At 62.8% G+C, this 19,676-nt stretch carries 16 protein-coding genes and 1 tRNA gene; 10 read left to right on the top strand and 7 right to left on the bottom strand.

What is annotated here, in order from left to right:
- Positions 1–4: 4 nt before the first annotated feature.
- Positions 5–1,669 carry a metallophosphoesterase gene (locus tag IPL79_12020; GenBank protein MBK9071710.1) on the bottom strand — a complete coding sequence of 555 codons (1,665 nt, stop codon included), beginning with the start codon at positions 1,667–1,669 and terminating at the stop codon, positions 5–7.
- Positions 1,670–1,812: 143 nt separating this feature from the next.
- On the opposite strand from IPL79_12020, the gene IPL79_12015 reads away from it, so the two are divergent.
- Positions 1,813–2,982, top strand: a complete 1,170-nt coding sequence (locus IPL79_12015; GenBank protein MBK9071709.1) for an ester cyclase — start codon at positions 1,813–1,815, stop codon at positions 2,980–2,982.
- Positions 2,983–3,021: 39 nt separating this feature from the next.
- On the opposite strand, the gene IPL79_12010 is transcribed toward IPL79_12015, so the two are convergent.
- From IPL79_12010 to IPL79_12000, 3 genes are read right to left on the bottom strand one after another with little or no spacing between them, the layout of a single operon-like run.
- The gene (locus tag IPL79_12010) at positions 3,022–3,417 is read right to left on the bottom strand and encodes a hypothetical protein (protein MBK9071708.1); all 396 of its coding nucleotides are present in this window, start codon (positions 3,415–3,417) and stop codon (positions 3,022–3,024) included.
- Positions 3,414–4,103: a hypothetical protein gene (locus IPL79_12005; GenBank protein MBK9071707.1), complete on the bottom strand. Its 690-nt coding sequence runs from the start codon at positions 4,101–4,103 to the stop codon at positions 3,414–3,416. The genes IPL79_12010 and IPL79_12005 overlap by 4 nt, the downstream gene beginning before the upstream one ends.
- A gap of 30 nt (positions 4,104–4,133) precedes the next feature.
- On the bottom strand, positions 4,134–5,426 hold the full coding sequence (locus IPL79_12000) for an insulinase family protein (protein MBK9071706.1): 1,293 nt from the start codon (positions 5,424–5,426) through the stop codon (positions 4,134–4,136).
- A gap of 52 nt (positions 5,427–5,478) precedes the next feature.
- Between IPL79_12000 and IPL79_11995 the strand changes: the two genes are divergently transcribed.
- From IPL79_11995 to IPL79_11975, 5 genes are read left to right on the top strand one after another with little or no spacing between them, the layout of a single operon-like run.
- The gene (locus IPL79_11995) at positions 5,479–7,932 is read left to right on the top strand and encodes a protein kinase (protein MBK9071705.1); all 2,454 of its coding nucleotides are present in this window, start codon (positions 5,479–5,481) and stop codon (positions 7,930–7,932) included.
- A 60-nt stretch (positions 7,933–7,992) separates the two neighbouring features.
- Complete coding sequence (locus tag IPL79_11990) at positions 7,993–9,573, top strand: serine/threonine protein kinase (protein ID MBK9071704.1); 1,581 nt, start codon at positions 7,993–7,995, stop codon at positions 9,571–9,573.
- A gap of 35 nt (positions 9,574–9,608) precedes the next feature.
- Entirely contained in the window at positions 9,609–10,538 is a 930-nt protein-coding gene (locus IPL79_11985; GenBank protein ID MBK9071703.1) for a LysM peptidoglycan-binding domain-containing protein, read from the top strand.
- A complete protein-coding gene (locus IPL79_11980) occupies positions 10,535–11,578 on the top strand; it encodes a hypothetical protein (GenBank protein MBK9071702.1) in 1,044 nt (347 codons plus the stop codon). Before IPL79_11985 ends, IPL79_11980 begins: the two co-directional genes overlap by 4 nt.
- Positions 11,575–13,713, top strand: coding sequence for a protein kinase (locus IPL79_11975; protein ID MBK9071701.1), 2,139 nt, complete (start codon positions 11,575–11,577; stop codon positions 13,711–13,713). Before IPL79_11980 ends, IPL79_11975 begins: the two co-directional genes overlap by 4 nt.
- A gap of 12 nt (positions 13,714–13,725) precedes the next feature.
- Here the strand turns inward: IPL79_11975 and IPL79_11970 are convergent, their stop codons facing one another.
- Genes IPL79_11970 through IPL79_11960 form a run of 3 tightly spaced genes read right to left on the bottom strand, consistent with a single transcriptional unit; the run spans position 13,726 to position 15,838 of the window.
- Positions 13,726–14,049 (bottom strand): hypothetical protein, encoded by a 324-nt coding sequence (locus tag IPL79_11970; protein ID MBK9071700.1) that lies wholly within the window; start codon positions 14,047–14,049, stop codon positions 13,726–13,728.
- A gap of 4 nt (positions 14,050–14,053) precedes the next feature.
- On the bottom strand, positions 14,054–15,031 hold the full coding sequence (hemB, locus tag IPL79_11965) for a porphobilinogen synthase (GenBank protein MBK9071699.1): 978 nt from the start codon (positions 15,029–15,031) through the stop codon (positions 14,054–14,056).
- 18 nt (positions 15,032–15,049) lie between these two features.
- Complete coding sequence (locus IPL79_11960) at positions 15,050–15,838, bottom strand: uroporphyrinogen-III synthase (protein MBK9071698.1); 789 nt, start codon at positions 15,836–15,838, stop codon at positions 15,050–15,052.
- A gap of 119 nt (positions 15,839–15,957) precedes the next feature.
- Between IPL79_11960 and IPL79_11955 the strand changes: the two genes are divergently transcribed.
- From IPL79_11955 to IPL79_11940, 4 genes are all read left to right on the top strand, one after another.
- On the top strand, positions 15,958–16,482 hold the full coding sequence (locus IPL79_11955; protein ID MBK9071697.1) for a DUF192 domain-containing protein: 525 nt from the start codon (positions 15,958–15,960) through the stop codon (positions 16,480–16,482).
- A 269-nt stretch (positions 16,483–16,751) separates the two neighbouring features.
- A tRNA-Asp gene (locus IPL79_11950) sits at positions 16,752–16,825 on the top strand.
- 203 nt (positions 16,826–17,028) lie between these two features.
- On the top strand, positions 17,029–17,841 hold the full coding sequence (locus tag IPL79_11945) for a trypsin-like serine protease (GenBank protein MBK9071696.1): 813 nt from the start codon (positions 17,029–17,031) through the stop codon (positions 17,839–17,841).
- A gap of 61 nt (positions 17,842–17,902) precedes the next feature.
- The gene (locus IPL79_11940; GenBank protein ID MBK9071695.1) at positions 17,903–19,483 is read left to right on the top strand and encodes a hypothetical protein; all 1,581 of its coding nucleotides are present in this window, start codon (positions 17,903–17,905) and stop codon (positions 19,481–19,483) included.
- The last annotated feature ends 193 nt before the right edge of the window (positions 19,484–19,676 follow it).

Here is a 19,676-nt window from a genome sequence, read left to right as displayed (position 1 = left end):
TTGGTTACTCGGAAACGCCGCGCAGCGTGGTTTCGCTTTCGATCTGCTCATCGCCCACCGCCGAAGCCACCGCGGCGGCGGTGCCAGGCGGCACGTTGATGACGAGCTCAACGTTTTGATCGGCAGGGTCAACACTTATCTCATCGCCCCAGCCGGAGAGATAGTCCATGAGTGCGAGCCGGCGAAACCGCTGTTCGGCGCACGACATTTCGTCAAAATCGATGGTGGTCGCAAAGATGGAGATCGTGCCGTTGCCGTTATCGACCAGCTCGAGCGCGCGCGCTTGTTGGGGCCAATCGACCAAGGAGCTGCTTGCGATCTCCCAATAGCCCGGATGCGCCTGAGCGGGGCCTGCGATCGCGCGAATTCGATTGTTGTGGATGTGGCCGACCAACCACGCGATGACGTTGCGATGCGCGGCAACTAATTCGGTCACTTGCGTTGGGGAAAGCGCGCCTGGCAGTGGCTCGCCAGCCTCTGCCTCCAGCGTATCGATCATATCGGCGCTGTGATGCGACGCTAGCATGACCAGCACGCCGTCGGTTTCGGCGCGCGCCAATGCTGGCAACAAGAAATGGTCGACCGCATCTTGAGTCACCATGCCGATCGAGCCTCCACTGCGATCGGTGGTGTCGAGGTGGATCACGCGCAGCAGGCCAGGGATGGCGTCAAATTCATAGTTAGCGCCAAATTCCGTATCTGCATTGTCGGCGGGGCCGTGGCCAATGGGACCTGGCGCGCTGGGGCTGGTCCATAATTCATCGATGATTTCATCGCGTGACAACAGGCGCCGGTCCGGATCGGCAGGCGTCGTAAAATTGGTCTCCACTGGCGCAAAGAACTGCGTGTAGTCGCGGGTGCCGTATTCGGCAAAATCGCCCACCGCGGTGGTCTGATAATAGTCTGGCAGGATGATCCCGAGCACCATCGTATCGTGATTGCCCATCACCATGTACCACGGCGCAGGAAACGCAACTGGCGTGAATGGATCTTTGGGATCATTGCTAACGCCCGGCGTCGGGTCATTGTCGTCGCCTGAGTCGACATGTACTGGGCTTCCATCCATGATGTCGGTAAACCACCGCAACTCGTTGTATTGGGCGTTGTCGGCGCAATCTCCGGTGACAATGCCAAAATCAAACGGACGCGTTAGCGCTTCGATACGCGCCAGCGTACGGTTCATCGCCGACATGCCGTGCGGTACGTAGGCTTCCTGCGGGCGGATCGCGCCCCCCACCGCGCTGGTATCTAAACCGGCGAGCCTCACGGGCGACTCATCGTCGACGAGCTGTGTGTCGGAGGTAATGGCGAAATATGCGAGCGAGCGTCGCGTCGAAAAAATAGTGCTGCCGCCGAGATCTGTCCGTTGCACCCGCTCCAGCGCAGGACCGTGCGCGTATAGGCCAAGTCCTTGCTCTGTATAGGCCAACTCGCCGTCGTACTTGACGGGATTGATCGCACCGACGGGCGACATCGGAGCGTCGATCTCTCCTACGGGTACAATGGTGTGCACCAACGTCGATGGCACGGGCGGCAACAACGACCGAGCGGGCTCGAGGTCGCCGCACGGCGGCAACAGCACGGGCGCAGCGGGCCCGCCGCAGCTCGCGCCCAGTCCCAATAGGCTAAGTGCTGGGAGGCAGATCCAACGAGGCGGTAAGGTTTTCATTGCGCTGTCTCGTAAAGTTTTCGATACATTTGTAAGGGCCGACGACGACCGCACGTCCCTACAGGCTAGCACTTAAAATTATTGGCCAGGGTGATTTAGATCGCGCGCGGTGTGGCTATAAACGCGTTGGAGGAACACAACGCATGACTAAATTAAGCACACTTTTTGTTATTGGCGCGCTCGCGCTCACCGGCTGCAAGAAAGAGCAGGCGAACGAAGCGCCAGCCAATAAGGCCGCGACCAACGCGACGCCTACCCCCGTCAAAGCTGAGCCCAAGCCGTTCGAAGGCACCGAGCTAGCGAACTTCTACTTGGAATGCCACAAACACTTCAGCGCCGGCAACATGGACGGACTCAAGGCTTGCTACGCGCCCGACGCCAAGAGCACCTTCGTCGATTCGGTCGCGTTTACCGCGCCGCTGATGGGCCTGCAAGCCATCATGGCCAACACCACCGAATTTCGCACCGCGTTTCCCGACGTAACGTCCACGCCGCAACTGATTTTGGTCAATGGCCGTAACATCGCCGCCATTGTCTTGGTCGCGGGTACGAACACCGGCGCCATGAAATCGCCTAAAGGCGAAATGCCGGCAACCGGCAAAAAGTTTGGCCAGCTTCAATTGCACCTGGTGACGGTCAACGCCGCCAACCAAGTGACCGAAGAATCGTGGATTGCCGATGAAGGCGCCATGATGGCCCAACTCGGCTTGTTCGAAAATCATGGCCGCCCGTTGATGGAAAAAGGCATGGACGGCGCGCCGATCATCGCCGTGGCCGCAAACAACGAAACCGAAACCGCGAACGTCGCGGTGGCCCGTCAAGGCAATGAGCTATTCAACAAGCGCGACCTAACCGCCGCGTTGGCGACGGTCGCGGACGACGTGGTCGAATCCGATCAAGGCTCGCCGGCTGACATGGTCGGCAAGCCCGCGATGGAAGCCGGCTGGAAAATGTTCACCGGCGCGTTTCCTGACGGCAAGATGACCGAAAAGACGTTGTGGGCGGCTGGCGACTACGTGCTGTCGATGACCGAATTCACCGGCACGATGACCGGCGACATGGGCCCGATGAAGAAAACCGGCAAGCCTGCGAAGTTCATCGCCGCCGAGCTGGTCAAGTACGAGGGTGGCAAGGTCAAGCACCTGACGCGCTTCTACAACGGCGCGCAAATGGCGTTGCAAATGGGCTGGATGCCAGCGCATGAAGCGGCGCCAGCAGCTGCGGCACCAGCCGCGGCGGCGCCCGAAGCCGCGAAAGCGACCGCTACCACGACGAAGACCGTAACGACGACCGAAACCAAGTCGTCGAACTAGGTCGCAGTCGACGACTGGCGGCTACCTACGGCCACGTAGCTACTCTACGGTGACCGAGTAAATCTGGGTCGCGCACGCATTGCGCACCTCAAGCTGCGTGGCGCCGATCGTGTGTGCCACCAGCACGTAGTGCGGTGATGACAGCGCCGGATCGGCGTCGAGGATCGACAAGATCGCGTCGTCGTTTGACGTCACCACCGCGCCATCGCAAGCATATGAGCAGCTGTCCCAGCAGCGCACGCCAATGGCAACGCCGGGCGAGATATTGAGATAGTAGCCCGTGCCGTCTTCATCGTTGTTGAGATAGGCCGTCTTGGTGGCCGGGGCGGCGGTCGTCTGGCCAAGCGCGATCTCATCGGTGGTGGGGCAGCCGGCCAGCGCCAGCACCACGCTACCAGCCACAAGGTTCATCACGGGCGTCACGCGTCGATTCATGGCAGCACCTCGATATTCCAAATTACTTGCTGATCCAGCGCGCTAAATGTCACCACGGCGCTACCCGCCGCCTGCGCGATGACGCGATAGCGCGCCTGGGTGAGGTCAGGGATGATGCGCACGCTGTCGCCGACGATGTCGATGGCGAGCGGGAAATTTCCCGCCAGGGGCGCGCCGCTCGCATACGGGGCGACCGCAAAATACGCCTGGTCGCCTATCAGCAATTGGCTGTCATCGCCGGCAAACCCGAGTAAATCGCCTTGTTGCGAAAAGATTACGATGCGCATGGCATCAAGCGCCTGGGTGTAAACAAACAGCCAGTCGAGCACGATGTCATCGGCGGTAAAGAGGATGGCGGTGCCACCCTCAGCGAGCGCGCTTAGCGTGAGCCCCGAGGCCTCGACGATCGAGGGGGCGGCACTTTGCAGATCGATGGCTAAGCCTGCGCCGCCTGCCGTGGCGACCTCGATGCGGAATTCTGTCGTGCCGCCAATCGCGAGCGGCGCGTCGAGGGGATTGGCGAGGCAGACCCGGCCCAGGGCGCCGCATGTTGGCAATGCGGCGTTGTCGTTGCCCCACGTCCCAGGCAGCCCGCCGGCTGCCTCATCGCCGCAGGCACTTGCGAACGCGCCTGCCGCGGCGAGCGCGATGGCGCCGTGGGCGCGTGCGCGAATAGATTTTGTCATGGCGGCACGCTAGCACGCGCCTTGTTGCGATTACCAAGCGGCCAGCGCGGCTTCGATTTCGCGCTGTCGCTTTTCTGTGATCTTGCCAACAAACGCCGCCGCGAGCCGATGCGGTTGCAGCAGCTCGCGCGCAACAGCGGTGATCTGCGCCGCGGTTAGCTGTTCGATCGCATGCAGGCGACTGCCGAGCGAGGGTGGGTCGGCGTATAGGCGCGTGCCACCAAACCACGAGGCCATGGCCGAGCCATCGTCAAAAGACGCCAAGAGCTCGTAGCGATAGCGGGTTCGGATGCGATCGAGCTCGGCATCGGTGACGGGCGTTTCGCGCAGCGAGGCCAAGATCTTGGCAAGCGCCTCGATGAGCGCCACGACCTTGTGGTGTGCCGTGGCACCGCTAATCTCAAACAAGGAGATATCGGTGAGCGCATCGACGCCGGCATTGATCGAATACGCTAGGCCTTTCTGATCGCACAATTCATAGTGCAGCCGCGTCGACATGCCGTCATCCAGGCAGCGCAAGAGCCCGACCATAGGCAGATACTGTGGCGACGCTTCGGCAAAGCCTTGCAGCACCAAGGTCATGTTGGTCTGCGAGCCCGCATCTTCGACAAAGGTGATGCGCGGGTGGGCGGCAGTTTGTGGCGCGACCACGCCGGGCACGACCGCGGCGATGCCCTTCGGCACCTTGGCCATGGGCGCGGTCGCGGCGGTCACCTCGGCCATGGTGTGAGGCCCGGCGACGCATAAGATGGAATTTGCGGCGCCGTAGTAGCGCCGGAAAAAATCCATGACTTCGTCGCGGGTAAACCGTTGCACGTTGGCGCGGCTGCCGGCGATGCGTTGGCCGAGTGGGTGGTCGCCAAATAAGAGGCCGCGCGCGAGGTCGCCATCGTTGATCTCGGCGCCGTCGTCGTTATAATCTTCGTTGAGCTCTTCGAGCACCAGCTCGCGCTCGAGGTCGATGTCTTCAAAGCGGGGCGAGCTCATGAGATCTGCAATGATGTCGAGGCCCTCGGCTAGTCGCTCTGGCGGCAGGCCCATCTGAAACAGCGTGTAGTCGCGGCCCGTCTCTGCATGCAGCATGCTCCCGAGGCGTTCGACCGCGGTGTTGAGCAACAGCGACGACGCGTAGCGCTCGGTGCCACGAAAAAGCATGTGCTCGACAAAGTGAGATAGGCCATTTTCGTGCGCGGTTTCGAACCGCGAGCCGACCTTGATAAATAAGGAGACTGTCGTCGTATGTAGGTGAGCCAGCTCGACGAGCACGACTCGTAACCCATTTGTTTGGGTCAGCATCTGCACGGGTGGGTCGTATGTCCTCATGTCGCGAGCCAAGTCGGTTGTATGGCGAGAAGGGGCTGGTTACCATAGTAGCGTGAAGCAGCCGATGAACTTTGGCAACTATGCGTTGCTAGACAGGGTCAGCATCGGGGGCATGGCGGAGGTGTATCGCGCCAAGCGCGCCAGCGGCGGCAATCAAGTGCTTGCGATTAAACGCATCCTGCCGGCGCTGGTCGAAGACCAAGAATTCACCAAGATGTTTATCGATGAGGCGACCATTGCGGGTCAGCTCGACCACCCCAACATCGCGAAGATCATTGAGCTGGGTGAGCAAGACGGCACGCTATTTATTGCGATGGAATACGTCTGGGGCAAAGACCTGCTCCAGATCGTCAATCGCTTTCGCAAGCTGCGACAGCCGATGCCGATCGAGATGGCCTGCTATGTCATCATGCGCATGCTGGACGGGCTCGACTATGCGCACCGGCAGGTCGATAAAGAGGGCAAACCGATGGAGATCGTCCATCGCGATTGTTCGCCGCAAAACGTCTTGGTCGCCTACAACGGCGAGGTCAAGGTCATCGACTTCGGTATTGCCAAGGCCGCGTCCAGGGCCTCACAAACGGTCGCAGGGGTGCTTAAAGGCAAGTTTAGCTATATGGCGCCGGAGCAGGTGCGCGGCGAGGCGCTCGATCGGCGGACCGATATTTTTGCCTGTGGCACGGTATTTTATGAGCTGCTAATCAGCGATCGCTTGTTCACGGGTGCGTCAGATCTCGACATCCTCGAAAAGGTGCGAGAGGTCAAGATTCCCATGCCAAGCAAGGCCGATCCTCGCATCGATAGCAAGCTCGAGGCCATCATCATGCGCGCCTTGCACAAAGACGCCGAGGCGCGCTTTCAATGGTGCAGCGAGTATCGTGCGGCGCTTGATGAGTACTTGCGTGAAAAATCATTGACGTTTACGGCGGCGGATATGTCGGCTTGGCTGCGCAAGGCGTTTTCGCAAGAGATCGAAAAAGAGCTGCAGGATATCGGCGCGCTGCGCAACGCGAGCGGCCATATGGAGGTGCCGGTGGCGGCGATCGCGGCGGCCGCCGACCTCGTCACTGACGATCCCGATGGCGCGACGGTGGCGGGCACGGCGCCAGATGTCGGCGCATCCGAGGATCCAGACGGCGCCACGGTTTTTAACCCAGGCGCGGTCGAAGTGGCTAGGGCGGCATCGGCGGCGGGCGCGGCCGCTCCTGCCACCGAGGCACCGGCGATCAATGACGACGAAACGCGCGCGGTCTTCGATGAACCCGTTGCCGCGTCCGCCCCAAGTTTGCCGGCGGAGGAGAGCGATCCGCTCGATGAGTTAAACACAGGCGCCGTCGCGCGTCCGGCACAGTTTCCTGCCGCTCAAACCGCGCAACCGGTCGCGCTGTCCGCTAAAGCGCTTGATGACGACGAGACTGCGTTCATGCCGAACGTGCCACCGGTAGGAGGCAAGCTTGAAGCGGTGAAGAGTCCTGTCGCGAGCGCCGAGGCGATTGCAATTTACGGGCCCGACGTCGCCGCTGAGACCGATCCACTTGAATCGCAACCAACGGGCGCGACGGGCGATGCAGCGGTAACCGGCGAAACTGGCACATCCGGGAGACCGCGGCAAATAGGCCAGACGGGGCCTACGGGCCCTACCGGGCAAACCGGGCAAACCGGGCAAACTGGGCAAACCGGAGCTTCACGCGGTCGGCCGTCGATGGAACCCGTGCGGCGTTCGACGCGCATGAGCGCCGCGGACGGCATCGGCAAAGAGCCAACCGGAACTGGCGCGAGGCCTACGCCACGGACGTCGCGCGAAATGCGGGCGGCGACCGCGGCAGGCGTTCGGCGGCGCAGTCAGGCGGTTTCGCTTGGCCTGTCACATGATGAGCTATTCGGTGACACTGCCGAACCGGCACCTGCCGCCTCGGCACCGGTTGTCGAGGCGGCACCACCGCCGGCCGTGCTAACCCCGGCGGCGGAGATTTCTGGCGTCGTGCCGGCTGGCCAGCTCGGCGAGCGTGCGCGCGCGGCGACGTCGATGGGCACCGCCGTTTCAGAGAAGTCGGGGACGCCCACGTCCGTGATTGCCGCCGCTGTTGCTGGCGGCCTAGTCTTTGTCGCGGCGGCATTTTATTGGTTCGTCATTCGCGACGCTAGTCCGGTCGCGTCCGCACCCTCGGCCGAGGTGGTTGAGGTCAAGGGCCGGGTACTGATCCAAACCAAAGAGCTCGATCCCGCCGAGGTCTATATCGACGGCACTCGCCGCGGCACGACCGCCAAAGGCGAGCTCGTGGTGTCGTTGCCCATGGGCGCGCACGAGGTGCGGGTCATGATTGGCGAACGCCAGCTTTGTGCTGAAACGGTGCAGGTCGTCGACCCGGCAAAACTGGCGGCGGTGCTGTGTCACCTGCCGGTTGCCCCCGCCGCAGGCGTGGATGCGGCGATCGACGCAACGCCTGATGCGTTGGGTAGCGATGCCAAGGCAGGCGCGCCCCCACCGGCGCCCAAGCCACTGTAGGTCTTAAACCCACGCAATCGCGGATTGCGACTTGCGCGGTTCTGCTGCGATAATATGGCGGTGTTAACCCGCGTCGGAAGCTGCCGGATTGTCGGGGAGGTCGCATCGGGCGGGATGGCGGTCGTCTACAAGGCGGTGCAAGACCATCTCGAGCGCGTGGTTGCGGTCAAGGCGCTCAAGCCACACGCCGCGCAAGAAGAACATATTGCGACGCGCTTTGAGCGTGAGGCCCGCGCGCTCGCGGCCTTGCAACACGAAAACCTAATTCAGGTCTACGACTTTCACGTCGAGAAGGGAGCGCTGTACATGATCATGGAGTACGTCGAGGGCCAAGACCTCTACGACCTCCTCGATCGTTGCGGTCGCTTGCCGTATGACGTGGCGGCGATCATCGCGATGCAGGTGGCGCGCGCGCTCGACTACGTCCACTACCGCAGCATTATCCATCGCGACATCAAGCCCGCGAACGTCATGCTATCGCGGCAAGGTGGCGTCAAGCTGATGGACTTCGGCATCGCGCGCGACCAGAGCCTCGAAGACCTAACCGAGCTGGGCACCGGGCTCGGCACGCCGGCGTATATGTCGCCTGAGCAGATCATTGGTGACAAGCCAGACGCGCGCTCGGATATTTTTTCGCTTGGCATCTTGCTCTACCAAATGGTGACGGGACGCAAGCCCTTCGTGGAAGACGAGCTGCGCTCGGTCATGCACAAGATTCGCCTCGAGCCGCACGTGCGCGCCCGCAAGCTCAATCCCGACGTGCCGCGCGAGCTCGAGAAGATCATTGATCGTTGTCTGGAAAAGAGCCCCAAGAATCGCTGGCCGAGCGCGCAGGCGATGGTGATGGCGATCGAGCGCTTTGTCGCCAAACACGTCGACATGAACTATCAGGCGAGGCTGGTGCTGTTTCTGCGCAGCCAAAACGTCATCTCCGAGATCGAGATGTCGCAATACATTAGCGCCGCGATGGTGCCCGGCGGCGCGGTGGGGATGGTCCCGACGACGCCGCACACGCGCAGCGCCGTGCGCCGGGGCCTGGTCGTGCAATCGACGTTGGCGGCGGTGACGACGCTCATGCTCGGGCTCATTCACATCGCGCCCGTGGGCAAGAACGCCAATGCCGAGCTCTTGGTGCGGTCGTCCGATATTGGCCATATTCAGCTGGTCGCCAATCCGTGGGCCACCATCGCCGTTGATGGGCGGCCGTCGGGGGAGACGCCGCTGGGGCAGCCGCTCGCGCTCGCCACCGGGCGACACACGGTGGTGCTCTCGCACCCTTGGTACGAACCGTATGAAGTAAATGTCGACCTCGTTGCCACGTCGGCTAGCAACGCCAAGTTGATTCGCTTCGATTTTGTCGCCGACGGCGTGCTGCGCGCCGGGCGAGACGTACCCCCCTTGGCCTACGAGACAAGCCCAGGCTCGGCGGGCTTTAGCGAGCGCGCGCTGGGGCTGCCACCGGACGCGCCATCGTCGGCCAATGAGGTGCGTGAGCAGCTGGTGCCTGACGTCGAGGTCGAGCCCACGGTGCCGGCGACGACCACCACGTTGCCAAAAGTTCGCGGCACCAAGGGCAAGCCCCTTAAGGGCGATGGCTCCAAGCTGGACGTGCGCAACAAGACGAAGGGCACGGGACGATGAGGGCGGGTTACTCATTGTGGCGGTTGGCCGTCGTCGTGGCGATCTGCTTGGCGTGGCAAGATCATGGCGTGTTAGCGCAACCGGCGACGGGCGCGGGCGCTGTGACCGAAAACGTTTCGGTCGCCGCGGTTTTTTACGAGGTACGCAAGGGCGACACGTTAGACAGCGTGGCGACCGGCGTCTATGGCGATAAGAAATATGCGCCCTTCGTGGCTGTAGCCAACGGCATCGGCACGCGCCGCGCCCTGGTGCCAGGGGAACGCTTGACGATCTTGGTCGATCGCGAACTGGTCGTCTCGGTGGGCGATACGTTTGCATCGCTGGCGGCGGTGCACCTAGGTTCGGCGATGCGCGCCGGATTTTTGGCGAAAGCCAATGAGCTTGATCAAGGCGCGGATTTGGTCGCGGGAGCCGCCGTGCGGGTGCCCTTGCAGGCGAGCCTCACCGCACAGGGCGGCGAAACGCTTGAAGAGCTCGCGCTGCGGTTCTACGGCGATGCCACGGGCGCGCTCTTGCTGCGTAACTACAATGCCCTAAGCCAAGACGTGTTGCGGGCCGGTGAAGTCGTGCTAATTCCAGGCCTGGAGATGCGTGTGCGCGCCGCGTATGCGCCCGCGCTCGATGAAGAGGCGCGTCGCCGCCTGGCCCATCGCGAAACGATGGCCGCCTTGGTGAAGAAATCACTGCCCAGCGCGCGCGCGGCGTGGCGCGATGGCAACATGGCGCAGGTGAAGCGCGATCTCGTAACGCTCGACCTCGACTATCTCGCGTTGCCTAATGCGCTTGAGGTGGCGCTGCTGCTTGGTGGTTCTTATGTCGCCAGCGAAGACGCTGATTCCGCGAGCGCCGTGTTTCGCCGTATCATTAGCCGCGCGCCTGGCGCCGCGATCAGCGCGTACCACTACCCGCCGAAGATCTGCGCGGTGTGGCGCGACGCCGGCGGGATGGTGCGCGATCAGCCATGAAGGGCGCGACGCCACGCGTACCCAGGTGGCCATCGCAATGGGTGGTGATGGTCGCCTCGGCGACGTTGGCTTGCGGCAGCTCGCCTACCGAGCCGTCGGCCCGGACCCAGCAGGCGCACGCCGTTGACGGACGCAGCCTAACCGCGGCACTCGACGTCGCCGTTGCGGCCGGGCTCGCAAGCCTGACGCCCCATCGCTGCACGGCCCTGGTTGGGTCGCCGCAGGTGGTCACGTTAACGCCGCAAGATGGTCGGGTGCGCGTGGCGGTGTTCGCCGAACTGCGCGAAGTGACGCCGGCGAGCCTCGCGCAAGTAAAGGCGTTTCTTGCCGATGCGACCGTGGCGCCGCTTAGCGCGTTGGTCCTCCTTGGCAGCAATGCCGCGACGGTTGCCGAGGCAAGGAGCTTGCTCGATGCCGTTGCCTCGCCGGCCTACCCAACCGTGGTCGTGCCTGGCGATCGCGAGCCAGTCAGCGGCCTGCGCGATCTGATCGCGACACATCCCCAACGCGCGACCCTCATCGATGCGACGCGGCCCACCGCGATCGACGCAGGGGTGGCGCGGCTAATCTTGGTCGGGGGCATGCCCACCGCGGCACAACTCGCATGGCGCGTCGATGGGTGCGTGTATGAGCCGGCCGATGTCGAGGCCTTGCGGCGCGAGGTTGAGGCGTGGCCGATAGCCGACCACGCAATAACGCCTTGGCTCGCCGCGCTGGTGGCGGCGCCCGTGCGCGGTGAGGTCGATGTGGGCGCCACGGCAATCCACGTGGGCGATGCGCGGCTGGCCTCGGCGCTCGCCGCCGTACCGATCGTCGTGTTTGCCGGTGCCGAGCACGCAACGCGCGATGGCGCCTGGTCGTCGGAGCCGCAAAAGGGTGCGCCGCCACGACATATCGCGCTTGGCCATATGTCGGCGCAAAGGCGTTATGACAGCGAGAAACAGCCACAGGCGGGCAAGGCGCTGCTGCTTACGGTGTCGGCAGGCGGCGCCAAGTGGCAGGTTTGGGCGGCCGATGCCGGCACCTGGGAGCAACCGTGAGCGACGCCAACGATAGTTCAGGGCTAGCCGCGACGGGACGCCTCGAGGCCTTTTGCACCGGCTGTGGCGCCGCGCTAATGACGCACGCCAATTTCTGCGCGCAATGCGGGCAGCACGCGACCGGCCCGACCAGGCCTTCGCGCTCGCGGCTCGACCTCGCCGCGCCGGCGCTCGGTTCGACAGGCGCTGGCGGCTTCGACGGCGGCGGTTCGCGCGCCCTCGATGACCGCATGGCGAGCTCGCGGCGCGCGTGGCTTGGGCGCATCGTCGATGGTCGCTATCGCGTCTTGGAATGCATCGGGCAGGGTGGCATGGGCGTCATCTATCGCGTCGAACATGTGCGGCTGGGCAAGCATGCGGCGATGAAGGTGCTCCACAGCGACCTCGCCGATCGGCGTGAGGTGGTGGCGCGGTTTGAGCGCGAGGCCCACGCCGTGTCGCGCCTGACTCATCCCAATTCGATCGGCGTCTTTGACTTTGGTAGCGAACGTGGCCAACTGTATTTGGTTATGGAGTTGGTGCGAGGCGTCGACTTGGCGCGCCTCATCGAGCGCGACGGCCCGATGCCATGGCTGCGCGCGTTGCCCTTGCTCGTGCAAATTTGTGCCTCCTTGACCGAGGCGCACGGCATGAACATCGTGCATCGCGATCTCAAGCCAGACAATATTCTGCTCACGCGAGATGCAAGCCATCGCGATTTTGTCAAGGTCCTCGATTTCGGCCTCGCGGCGCTGCTCGAACGCGACGGGGGGGGGCCCGCACCGCTTGCGATCCAGGCGGAGGCTACCTCGGCTTCCGCCTCGGCCCCGCCCTCGCTCACGATGGGCGAAGGCGGCGAGATCGTTGGCACGCCGTACTTTATGGCCCCCGAACAAATTCGCGGCCAGGCGATCAGCGCGCGCACCGACCTCTATTCGCTCGGCGCCTTGATGTATCAGCTGCTGACCGGACACGTCGCCTTTGGCGGTGATAGCGCGCTCGATGTGCTCTCGGCGCATCTTCATCAGGCGCCGGTACCACCCGCTGAGCGCGCGCCGTTGCCGCGGCCGCTCAGCGACCTCATCTTGCATTGCATGGCGAAGGAAGCAAGCGACCGACCAGCCAGCGCGCAGGAGGTGGCGGAGACGCTGACGCGCATCTTCGAGACTCATCAAGAATCCGCGCGGCATAGGCCGCAGGTGCGAAGCATGGTGCATCAACTGCCAACGACGGCGTTGTCCAACTCGAGCTGGCAATTGCAGCGTTCGGACCTTGATGCCTTCGAGCAGGCGCTAGGGCGACGCAAGTGGCATCTGCGCGTGGCGGCCGGCGCGGTGGCCGTCGGCGCGATCGCGGCGGCCGTGTGGTTTATGCTCGGGCGCGGGTCGTCGGATGCGCCGCGGCGCCTTGAGCGCGAGCCCAACAATGTTGCTGCCAACGCCACGCCGATCGCGGTTGGCACCGATGTCCAAGGCTTGCTCGGCAAACGCCATAGTGAACAGCAAGGCGATCGCGATCTCTTTGTCGCTCAGCTAGGCGAGGAGCCCAGCGCCTATGCGGTCTCAGTGATCGCCCCGCCCAACATCGATGTCGCCTTGCGCTTTCGCCTCGCCGATGGCTTATTGCTCGCGGAAACGAATCTCGGCACTGTTGGCGATGCCGAGCACCTTGGCGCTCGCCGCTTGCGCGGCACGGTGCTGATCGAGGTCGAGGCGGTGACCGCACCCGGCGCGGTGCCGAGCGAAAATGTCAGCGATCTTTATACTCTTACCTTGCAGAGGGTAAGCGAGCGCGAGGGCGAGCTCGCCGTGGCCGTCGAACCCAATGAAGGCATCGCCGACGCCGTGGCCGTGACGTCGATGGGCGCGCGCGGTTCGTTCGATGCCGACGATGACGTCGAGACCTTGCGCTTTGCCAGCGCCGCCGCCCGCTATCGCATTCGTCTCGAGGCGTCCGCGGTGGTGACGCTTAAGGTCGATAACAAAGAGCATGCGTTGGTCAAGGGCGAGGCCACGGTCGACCTGCAGACCGGCTCGCTCATCCAGCTCGTGCCGGCGGCCATGGCCAGGCGAGGCCGCGATGGCGTCGGCGCCTGGCCCACCGTTGCGCAGCGAACGGCGCATACGGCGTGGCAGCTAACGTTTTTACCGCCGTGACCCCCTGCGGCGTTACCCGCGGCGTCGGCGCTTTTGCGCGACATCCAGCTCAAGATGACGAACGTCGGGGTGTTCGCCCCAATCTAGCTCGCCGAGGTCGATCAATTTATGGCCGGGTCGGCGCTTGTTTTTTTCCGCCGTCGCCGAGGCTGCTGCCGATGCCAACGCCTCGGCGTTATGGGTGAGCGTGACCAAGCCATAACTCGGTTTTTTGGCCGTCGCCGGTGCGATCAGATCGACGCGTTCAACCCGCCAGCCGCTCTCGGCAAAGGGCGCCACCGCGGCGCCGAGCGCCTTGGCGCTAAACGGCGTGACCTCGAGAAAGTGGTATTTCATGGCGCTACGCTTGCCTCAGCCACGTTGCCGCCTCGATCGCATGATAGGTGATGATCATGTCGGCGCCCGCGCGTCGTATAGAGGTGAGCGTCTCCATGATCATGCGCTGACGATCGATCCAGCCGTTGGCGGCCGCGGCCTCGATCATCGCGTACTCGCCGCTTACGGCGTAGGCGCACAGCGGCGTGTCGACCTCATCGGCAGCGGCGCGGATGACATCGAGATACGACAGCGCCGGCTTGACCATGACGATATCGGCGCCCTCGCTGACGTCGATGGCGATCTCGCGCATCGCCTCGCGCACGTTGGCCGGATCCATTTGATAGGCCTTGCGATCGCCAGCCTGTGGCGCCGAATGGGCAGCGTCGCGAAACGGCCCGTAAAAGGCCGACGCATATTTCGCGGAATACGCCATGATGATGGTGTCGGCGGAGCCCGCCTCATCGAGCGCGTCCCGGCACACCCCAACAAAGCCATCGAGCATGCCCGACGGCGCGACGATGTCGGCGCCGGCCCCCGCATAGCTGACGACGGCGCGGCCAAGGTTTTCGAGCGAGGCATCGTTGTCGAGCGCGCCCGCCGTGAGCACGCCGCAATGGCCATGGTCGGTGTATTCGCAAAAACACGCATCCGCGATGACGGTCATCTCAGGCACCCGCCTCTTGATGGCGCGGATCGCTTGGTGCACCACGCCCTCGCTGTTCCACGCCTCCGAGCCGACGGCGTCTTTGCGCTCGGGGATGCCAAACAAGATCACGGCAGTGATGCCGAGCTGCCACGCCTTGGCTGCCTGGTCGGTCGCCTTGTCGACAGAGAATTGAAACTGCCCCGGCATAGACGAAATGGGGTTGGCAACGCCGCTGCCGCCGATGACAAAGAGCGGCAAGATAAAATTGTCGGGCGCCAGGCGCGTTTCGCGCACGAGCCGCCGCAGCGCCTCGGTTCGCCGCACGCGCCGGGGGCGATACTCAGGAAAATTCATGGCCTCAAGCTACAACGTCTATCGCCAGTTCGCCACTGCCTGTGCGACCCCTTGCGGCGTCGGCGTGGGTGCGGCGCGCACCGCGTCGGAGGCTACGTCGGCCGCGATCAGCGCATCGCGCGTCGTCTCGCCAATGGCGAGCCAACGGCAGGTAAGGTCGGCCAGGGCGACGGGCGCGAGGGCCGACGCGAGCGCCGCCACCGCCGACGGCGCCATGACCACCACGAGCGCTACCTGTCCCGCGCGCAGCGCGTCGAGGTGGTGACGCAGCGTGGGGTCGATCGGAGCAGGGCAGGTCTCGTAGCAGTCAATTGCCGCGTGCGCGAGCTGCCTCGCCGACAGCTCATTGACAATATCCGCTCGCCCATTCGCGGCGCGCGGCACCAACACATGCGGCACGTGTTTCGACGCAAAGTAAGCCGCTGCGCTCGCACCAATCGAGGCTTCAGCAGTGGCCACCATCGCGACCACGCTTGCCACGTGCCGGCCGAGCGTCAGATTCGTGGCCGCCTCGGCGGTTAGAGCGTCGCGCGTCGCTTCACCCGCCGTCACGACATGCCAGCGCGCACCGCTTGGCGGGGTGGCGGAGACCATGGCCTGGCAAAAGGCCGCCACGCCGTTGTGGCTGGCCAAGAACACGCCGCCGCCATCGCCGAGCTCGGCGACCGCGCGTCGCAGCTCCTCGATGCCATCAGCGAGCCACTTGGTGGTCGTGACTTCGCATGCGTCGCTGTTCACGCCGAGCTCCCGCAAGACCTCAAGGTACGGTTGTGCCGACGCGGGCGAGCGAAGGATAAGTGCGTTCATACCAAGGGCGACAACGCCGCGACTCAATCTTACCTGAAACGGCGCCTGGCGCGCCAAATTGTGCTACCCATGCCGGCGTGATGCGCCTTGCCCTCATCACCGTCTGTGCGGTTACCGCTATGCTCGCGTGCAAGCAGCATCTCGAGCCTGTGCCCGGCCCCGCCAATCACGGCGCCGAGGATGTCGCTGATGCCGCGGCCAAGCGCGCGGCAGCCACCCCCACCGCGGTCGTCCCCAGCGCGTCCGCCACCCTCGCAGAGGTCCGATTCCCGGACATAAAAGCCAACGGCGAGCCCCTGCGGGTCAAGGTTGAGGTGGTCGCCAGCGAGGCGCGCATTATCCGCGGCCTCATGCATCGCACGTTCATGCCGGCCGATCAGGGGATGTTGTTCTTGATGGGCACGACCGCCGTGCACAGCTTCTGGATGCACAACACGCTCATTCCTCTCGACATGATTTTCATCGACAAGGATTTCACCATCGTTGGCATCGTCGCCAACGCCGTGCCCAAGACCGATACGTCTCGCTATGTCGACAAGCCGTCGCTTTATGTGCTTGAGGTCAACGGCGGGTGGGCCGCGCAGCACGGCGTCGCCGCGGGCAGCAAGGTCGAGTTCTTCGACGTCGAACGCCTCGCGAAGTAGGCGTTAGGTCCCTCAGCTTGTCGACTTCCGCGCGGCTGGGCGCGTTGGGCGCCACTCTATTCACGAAATGCATGGCACGCTGCCGTCGAATATTTTTCCAGAACTCTTCATCGACTGGTCGACAACGAAGCCTGGTTAGAGGCTAGGAAATCGTAGGCGGAAATTGCCGTGGGTGACAGGGCCGAGCAGGGCTGGCGGGTTACAAGAGGCCAGATTACGGGGGATTCAAAGCCTTCAGATCACTGAGATTGGTGAAACCTGAATACGTTGGAGCGGTAGTTACGTCGGTTATAACGCCGGCCTGTCACGCCAGAGGCCGCGGGTTCGCGTCCCGTCCGCTCCGCGACGTAACAAATTTGGCACTGGGGAGACCCGGTGCCTTTTTTGTTTTCGGCAGCTGACCCGCCCAAGATGGCGGCATTGCACCAGGGTCGAGGCACGCCCCGTAGGGGCTTTTCGATTTCAGTTGAAGTCAGACTTATTCGAATATATTGACGTTTGCGAGGCACAATGCGCAACACATTCTTCACAACCTTTATTTGCGTCGTGGGCACGTATCTGGTCGCATGCATCGATCCTCTCGCGACCGTCGATCCCTCGGACGAGCAAGACGACAAAATTGCGGGTGGACGCCTGGCGAGAGTCAATGAGTTTCCGAGCGTGGTCGCGTTCATCTCCAAGAACTATCGAGGTCCCAATTGCACCGGTACGCTGATTGCACCAAAGACCGTGCTTACGGCGGCACATTGCGTTGACCTCGCCGAAGTGGCATCGATACTAATCGCTACTCAAAGCGTTGATCCGTTCCGCTCCGAGTCGATAGACTACGAAGTGAGCGACATCTTGCTCCATCCCGACTACGATTTGGCGACGGTAGAAGGCGAGCGCTATGATCTGGCGCTGGTCTATCTCAAAGAGCCTGTTGTAGGCGTGAAGCCGATGAAGCTCAACCGGTCGCGCTCTGTCGCCAAGACCGGAACCAAAATTATCCACGCCGGGTTTGGCACCGTGCTTCCTGAGGACGCGGCGAGCGCGGGCGCCTTGCGAACCATTACGCAAAAAGCAAAGACCTGCGAGCTGGCCGAGGAGTCGATGTTTGGCGACGTGCCAGGCACCGAGGAAATCGATGAAATTCCGGATTCATTCTATGTGTGCCATGGCGAGTCGCAAGACCTTGGGGTGCGTCAAGGCGACAGCGGTGGCCCAGGAATGATTCGAAACGCTTCGCGTCAATTAGTGCAGGTAAGTGTTCATCACGCCATAGCGATGCCTGACGGCACCGGGTACTACACTTACGATGTGCGCGTGAGTAAGCATATTAAATGGATCGACGCAAATATCGATACGCCGGCTGAGTAGAGGCACAATCGACTCGGCGCGTTCGATTTTGGATGGCAGGTTGCTATACAATGAGAGAGGTATGGCAGGGGCGAAACTGAGGGCCGTGGGCGCCGCAATCAGTGCGGACGATGGCGTTGACCGCCAGTCAAGGGAGATGGCCGACGACACCATGTGGGCGTCACTTGCATTGCAGTCGATGGCGCTTGCCGGCACGCCGCCATTGTGGACCAAGCAAGAAGTGATCTTGATTCAGACTGCGCTCGTTGCGCTAGGCTACGAAATCACTATTGATGGCGCGTGGGGCAAGCGAACCGGAAAAGCTCTTGCGACGGCAATTGGCGCTGCTGACGCGGACGCCCCCACGTGGGAAACCGACGCAATAGACTGGACTGAGTGGGAATTTGCCGACGTCAATGAAATCCTAAACGACAACGTTGCGTATTTCCGCCAGGAGCAAGAGTTCAGCCGGCAAGTGCAACGTCGCCAGGAAGCATCGTTGGCATATGTCGCCGTCTACGGTAGGCCAGGGTGGAGCGATGAAGATGTCGCCACCTTACAGGCAGCATTGCGGCGATTTGGCCATGAGATAGCGGTTGATGGGCTTTGGTCGCAGGAAACGGTTGCCGCATTGACCGCAATTATTGGCAGCACGTTTAACAATTCGTGGACGCTCGAAGCGGCCCTGCTCGAGCTGGAGCAGCACGAGACGTATTTTGACGTGGCCTCCATGCTAGCCGACGGCGTGATCGATCTTACGATTGCGCTTGGCCACTTAGAATTTCCCGTGCAATCGACGGCAGATGGCAAACCGTACGCTGAAGAAGCGGATCGGGTACGCGACGAGGTGCGCAAGGCATTTGGCGGCACTGAGAATCTCACTGAAGCGCAGGAGCTCGCGTTGATGGATCTCGAGGACAAGTTGGTATTGGACCGACTGGGAGCGCCAATCGAAGGCATTTGGTGGGAACGCACCGTAGCAAGTTGGCGAAACGAAATGCTCGCCATGGGGTTTGAGCGCAATGACCAACATGGCGCCAAGCTGATCGGCGATCTCGGCGCACCCGCGCCTGGTGATGGGGTCGAGTTATATGTCGGTACTGCGATCGAAGATGGACATACGCATCAAGTGGTCTTGCGCTTCATCACCCCGGGCATGGGGGCAGCGGCTCCAGATGCGTTCTTGCGTGGCGCCGCTCATAGCGATGGCACGCTGTATTATGGCCACGGCCGATCAGGCTATGGCCCTGATTTTGACGAAATCGGCAGTGGCGCAGGCAATGTGCTGGTGAATCGCGAGACGCCGCAAACCGGCGCGCATGTCGATGACGCCGCTAAGGGCACGCAAGGGTTGTCGCTAGCACGCAATCTGATCGCCGCCTACAACCCGCCCGCCAAGCCGCGTGCAGTGATGCTGATGGCGTGTACCAGCGTGCTCTACATTGAAGAGATGAAGCAGTGGCAAGGGTTTGCCGACACGGATTTTGTCGCAAACATTTCCGTGACGGGCGCCGATGATAGCGTCCTTGCGACCTATCTCGCCACCATCTTTGGAGGCGCCTCGCTGCAAGACATCTCCAAGCGCGAATTGCGGCCGTTCGGCTCGACGGACAATCCAACGAAGGACGCCCAGCGCAAGCAGCCAAAGCTGGTAAACCGGTAAGGGCGCAGGAGACAATATCGGCGGCGCACTATAGTCCCGCATGCCCAGTATTGTCGGTGGCATGCGGCGGCTTTTCAACGCAGTTCCTGTGCTCGAACGGTGGGTAATCGTTGGCGGGGGGATAGGAAACTTCGGGCGGAAATTGCCGTGGGTGGCAAGGGCCGTGCGGGGCTGGCGGGTTACAAGAGGCCAG

This window comes from Myxococcales bacterium (genome assembly GCA_016716835.1).
Taxonomy (GTDB): domain Bacteria; phylum Myxococcota_A; class Polyangia; order Haliangiales; family Haliangiaceae; genus JADJUW01.
Note: the sequence above shows the minus strand (reverse complement) of the source record. Positions and strands in the feature narration are given on the sequence as shown.

Excerpts from the sequence above, each read along its gene's own strand:
- IPL79_12020 (MBK9071710.1), bottom strand. The coding sequence starts at position 1,669 with ATGAAAACCTTACCGCCTCGTTGGATCTGCCTCCCAGCACTTAGCCTA.
- IPL79_12015 (MBK9071709.1), top strand. The coding sequence starts at position 1,813 with ATGACTAAATTAAGCACACTTTTTGTTATTGGCGCGCTCGCGCTCACC.
- IPL79_12010 (MBK9071708.1), bottom strand. The coding sequence starts at position 3,417 with ATGAATCGACGCGTGACGCCCGTGATGAACCTTGTGGCTGGTAGCGTG.
- IPL79_12005 (MBK9071707.1), bottom strand. The coding sequence starts at position 4,103 with ATGACAAAATCTATTCGCGCACGCGCCCACGGCGCCATCGCGCTCGCC.
- IPL79_12000 (MBK9071706.1), bottom strand. The coding sequence starts at position 5,426 with ATGAGGACATACGACCCACCCGTGCAGATGCTGACCCAAACAAATGGG.
- IPL79_11980 (MBK9071702.1), top strand. The coding sequence starts at position 10,535 with ATGAAGGGCGCGACGCCACGCGTACCCAGGTGGCCATCGCAATGGGTG.
- IPL79_11970 (MBK9071700.1), bottom strand. The coding sequence starts at position 14,049 with ATGAAATACCACTTTCTCGAGGTCACGCCGTTTAGCGCCAAGGCGCTC.
- hemB (MBK9071699.1), bottom strand. The coding sequence starts at position 15,031 with ATGAATTTTCCTGAGTATCGCCCCCGGCGCGTGCGGCGAACCGAGGCG.
- IPL79_11960 (MBK9071698.1), bottom strand. The coding sequence starts at position 15,838 with ATGAACGCACTTATCCTTCGCTCGCCCGCGTCGGCACAACCGTACCTT.
- IPL79_11955 (MBK9071697.1), top strand. The coding sequence starts at position 15,958 with ATGCTCGCGTGCAAGCAGCATCTCGAGCCTGTGCCCGGCCCCGCCAAT.
- IPL79_11940 (MBK9071695.1), top strand. The coding sequence starts at position 17,903 with ATGGCAGGGGCGAAACTGAGGGCCGTGGGCGCCGCAATCAGTGCGGAC.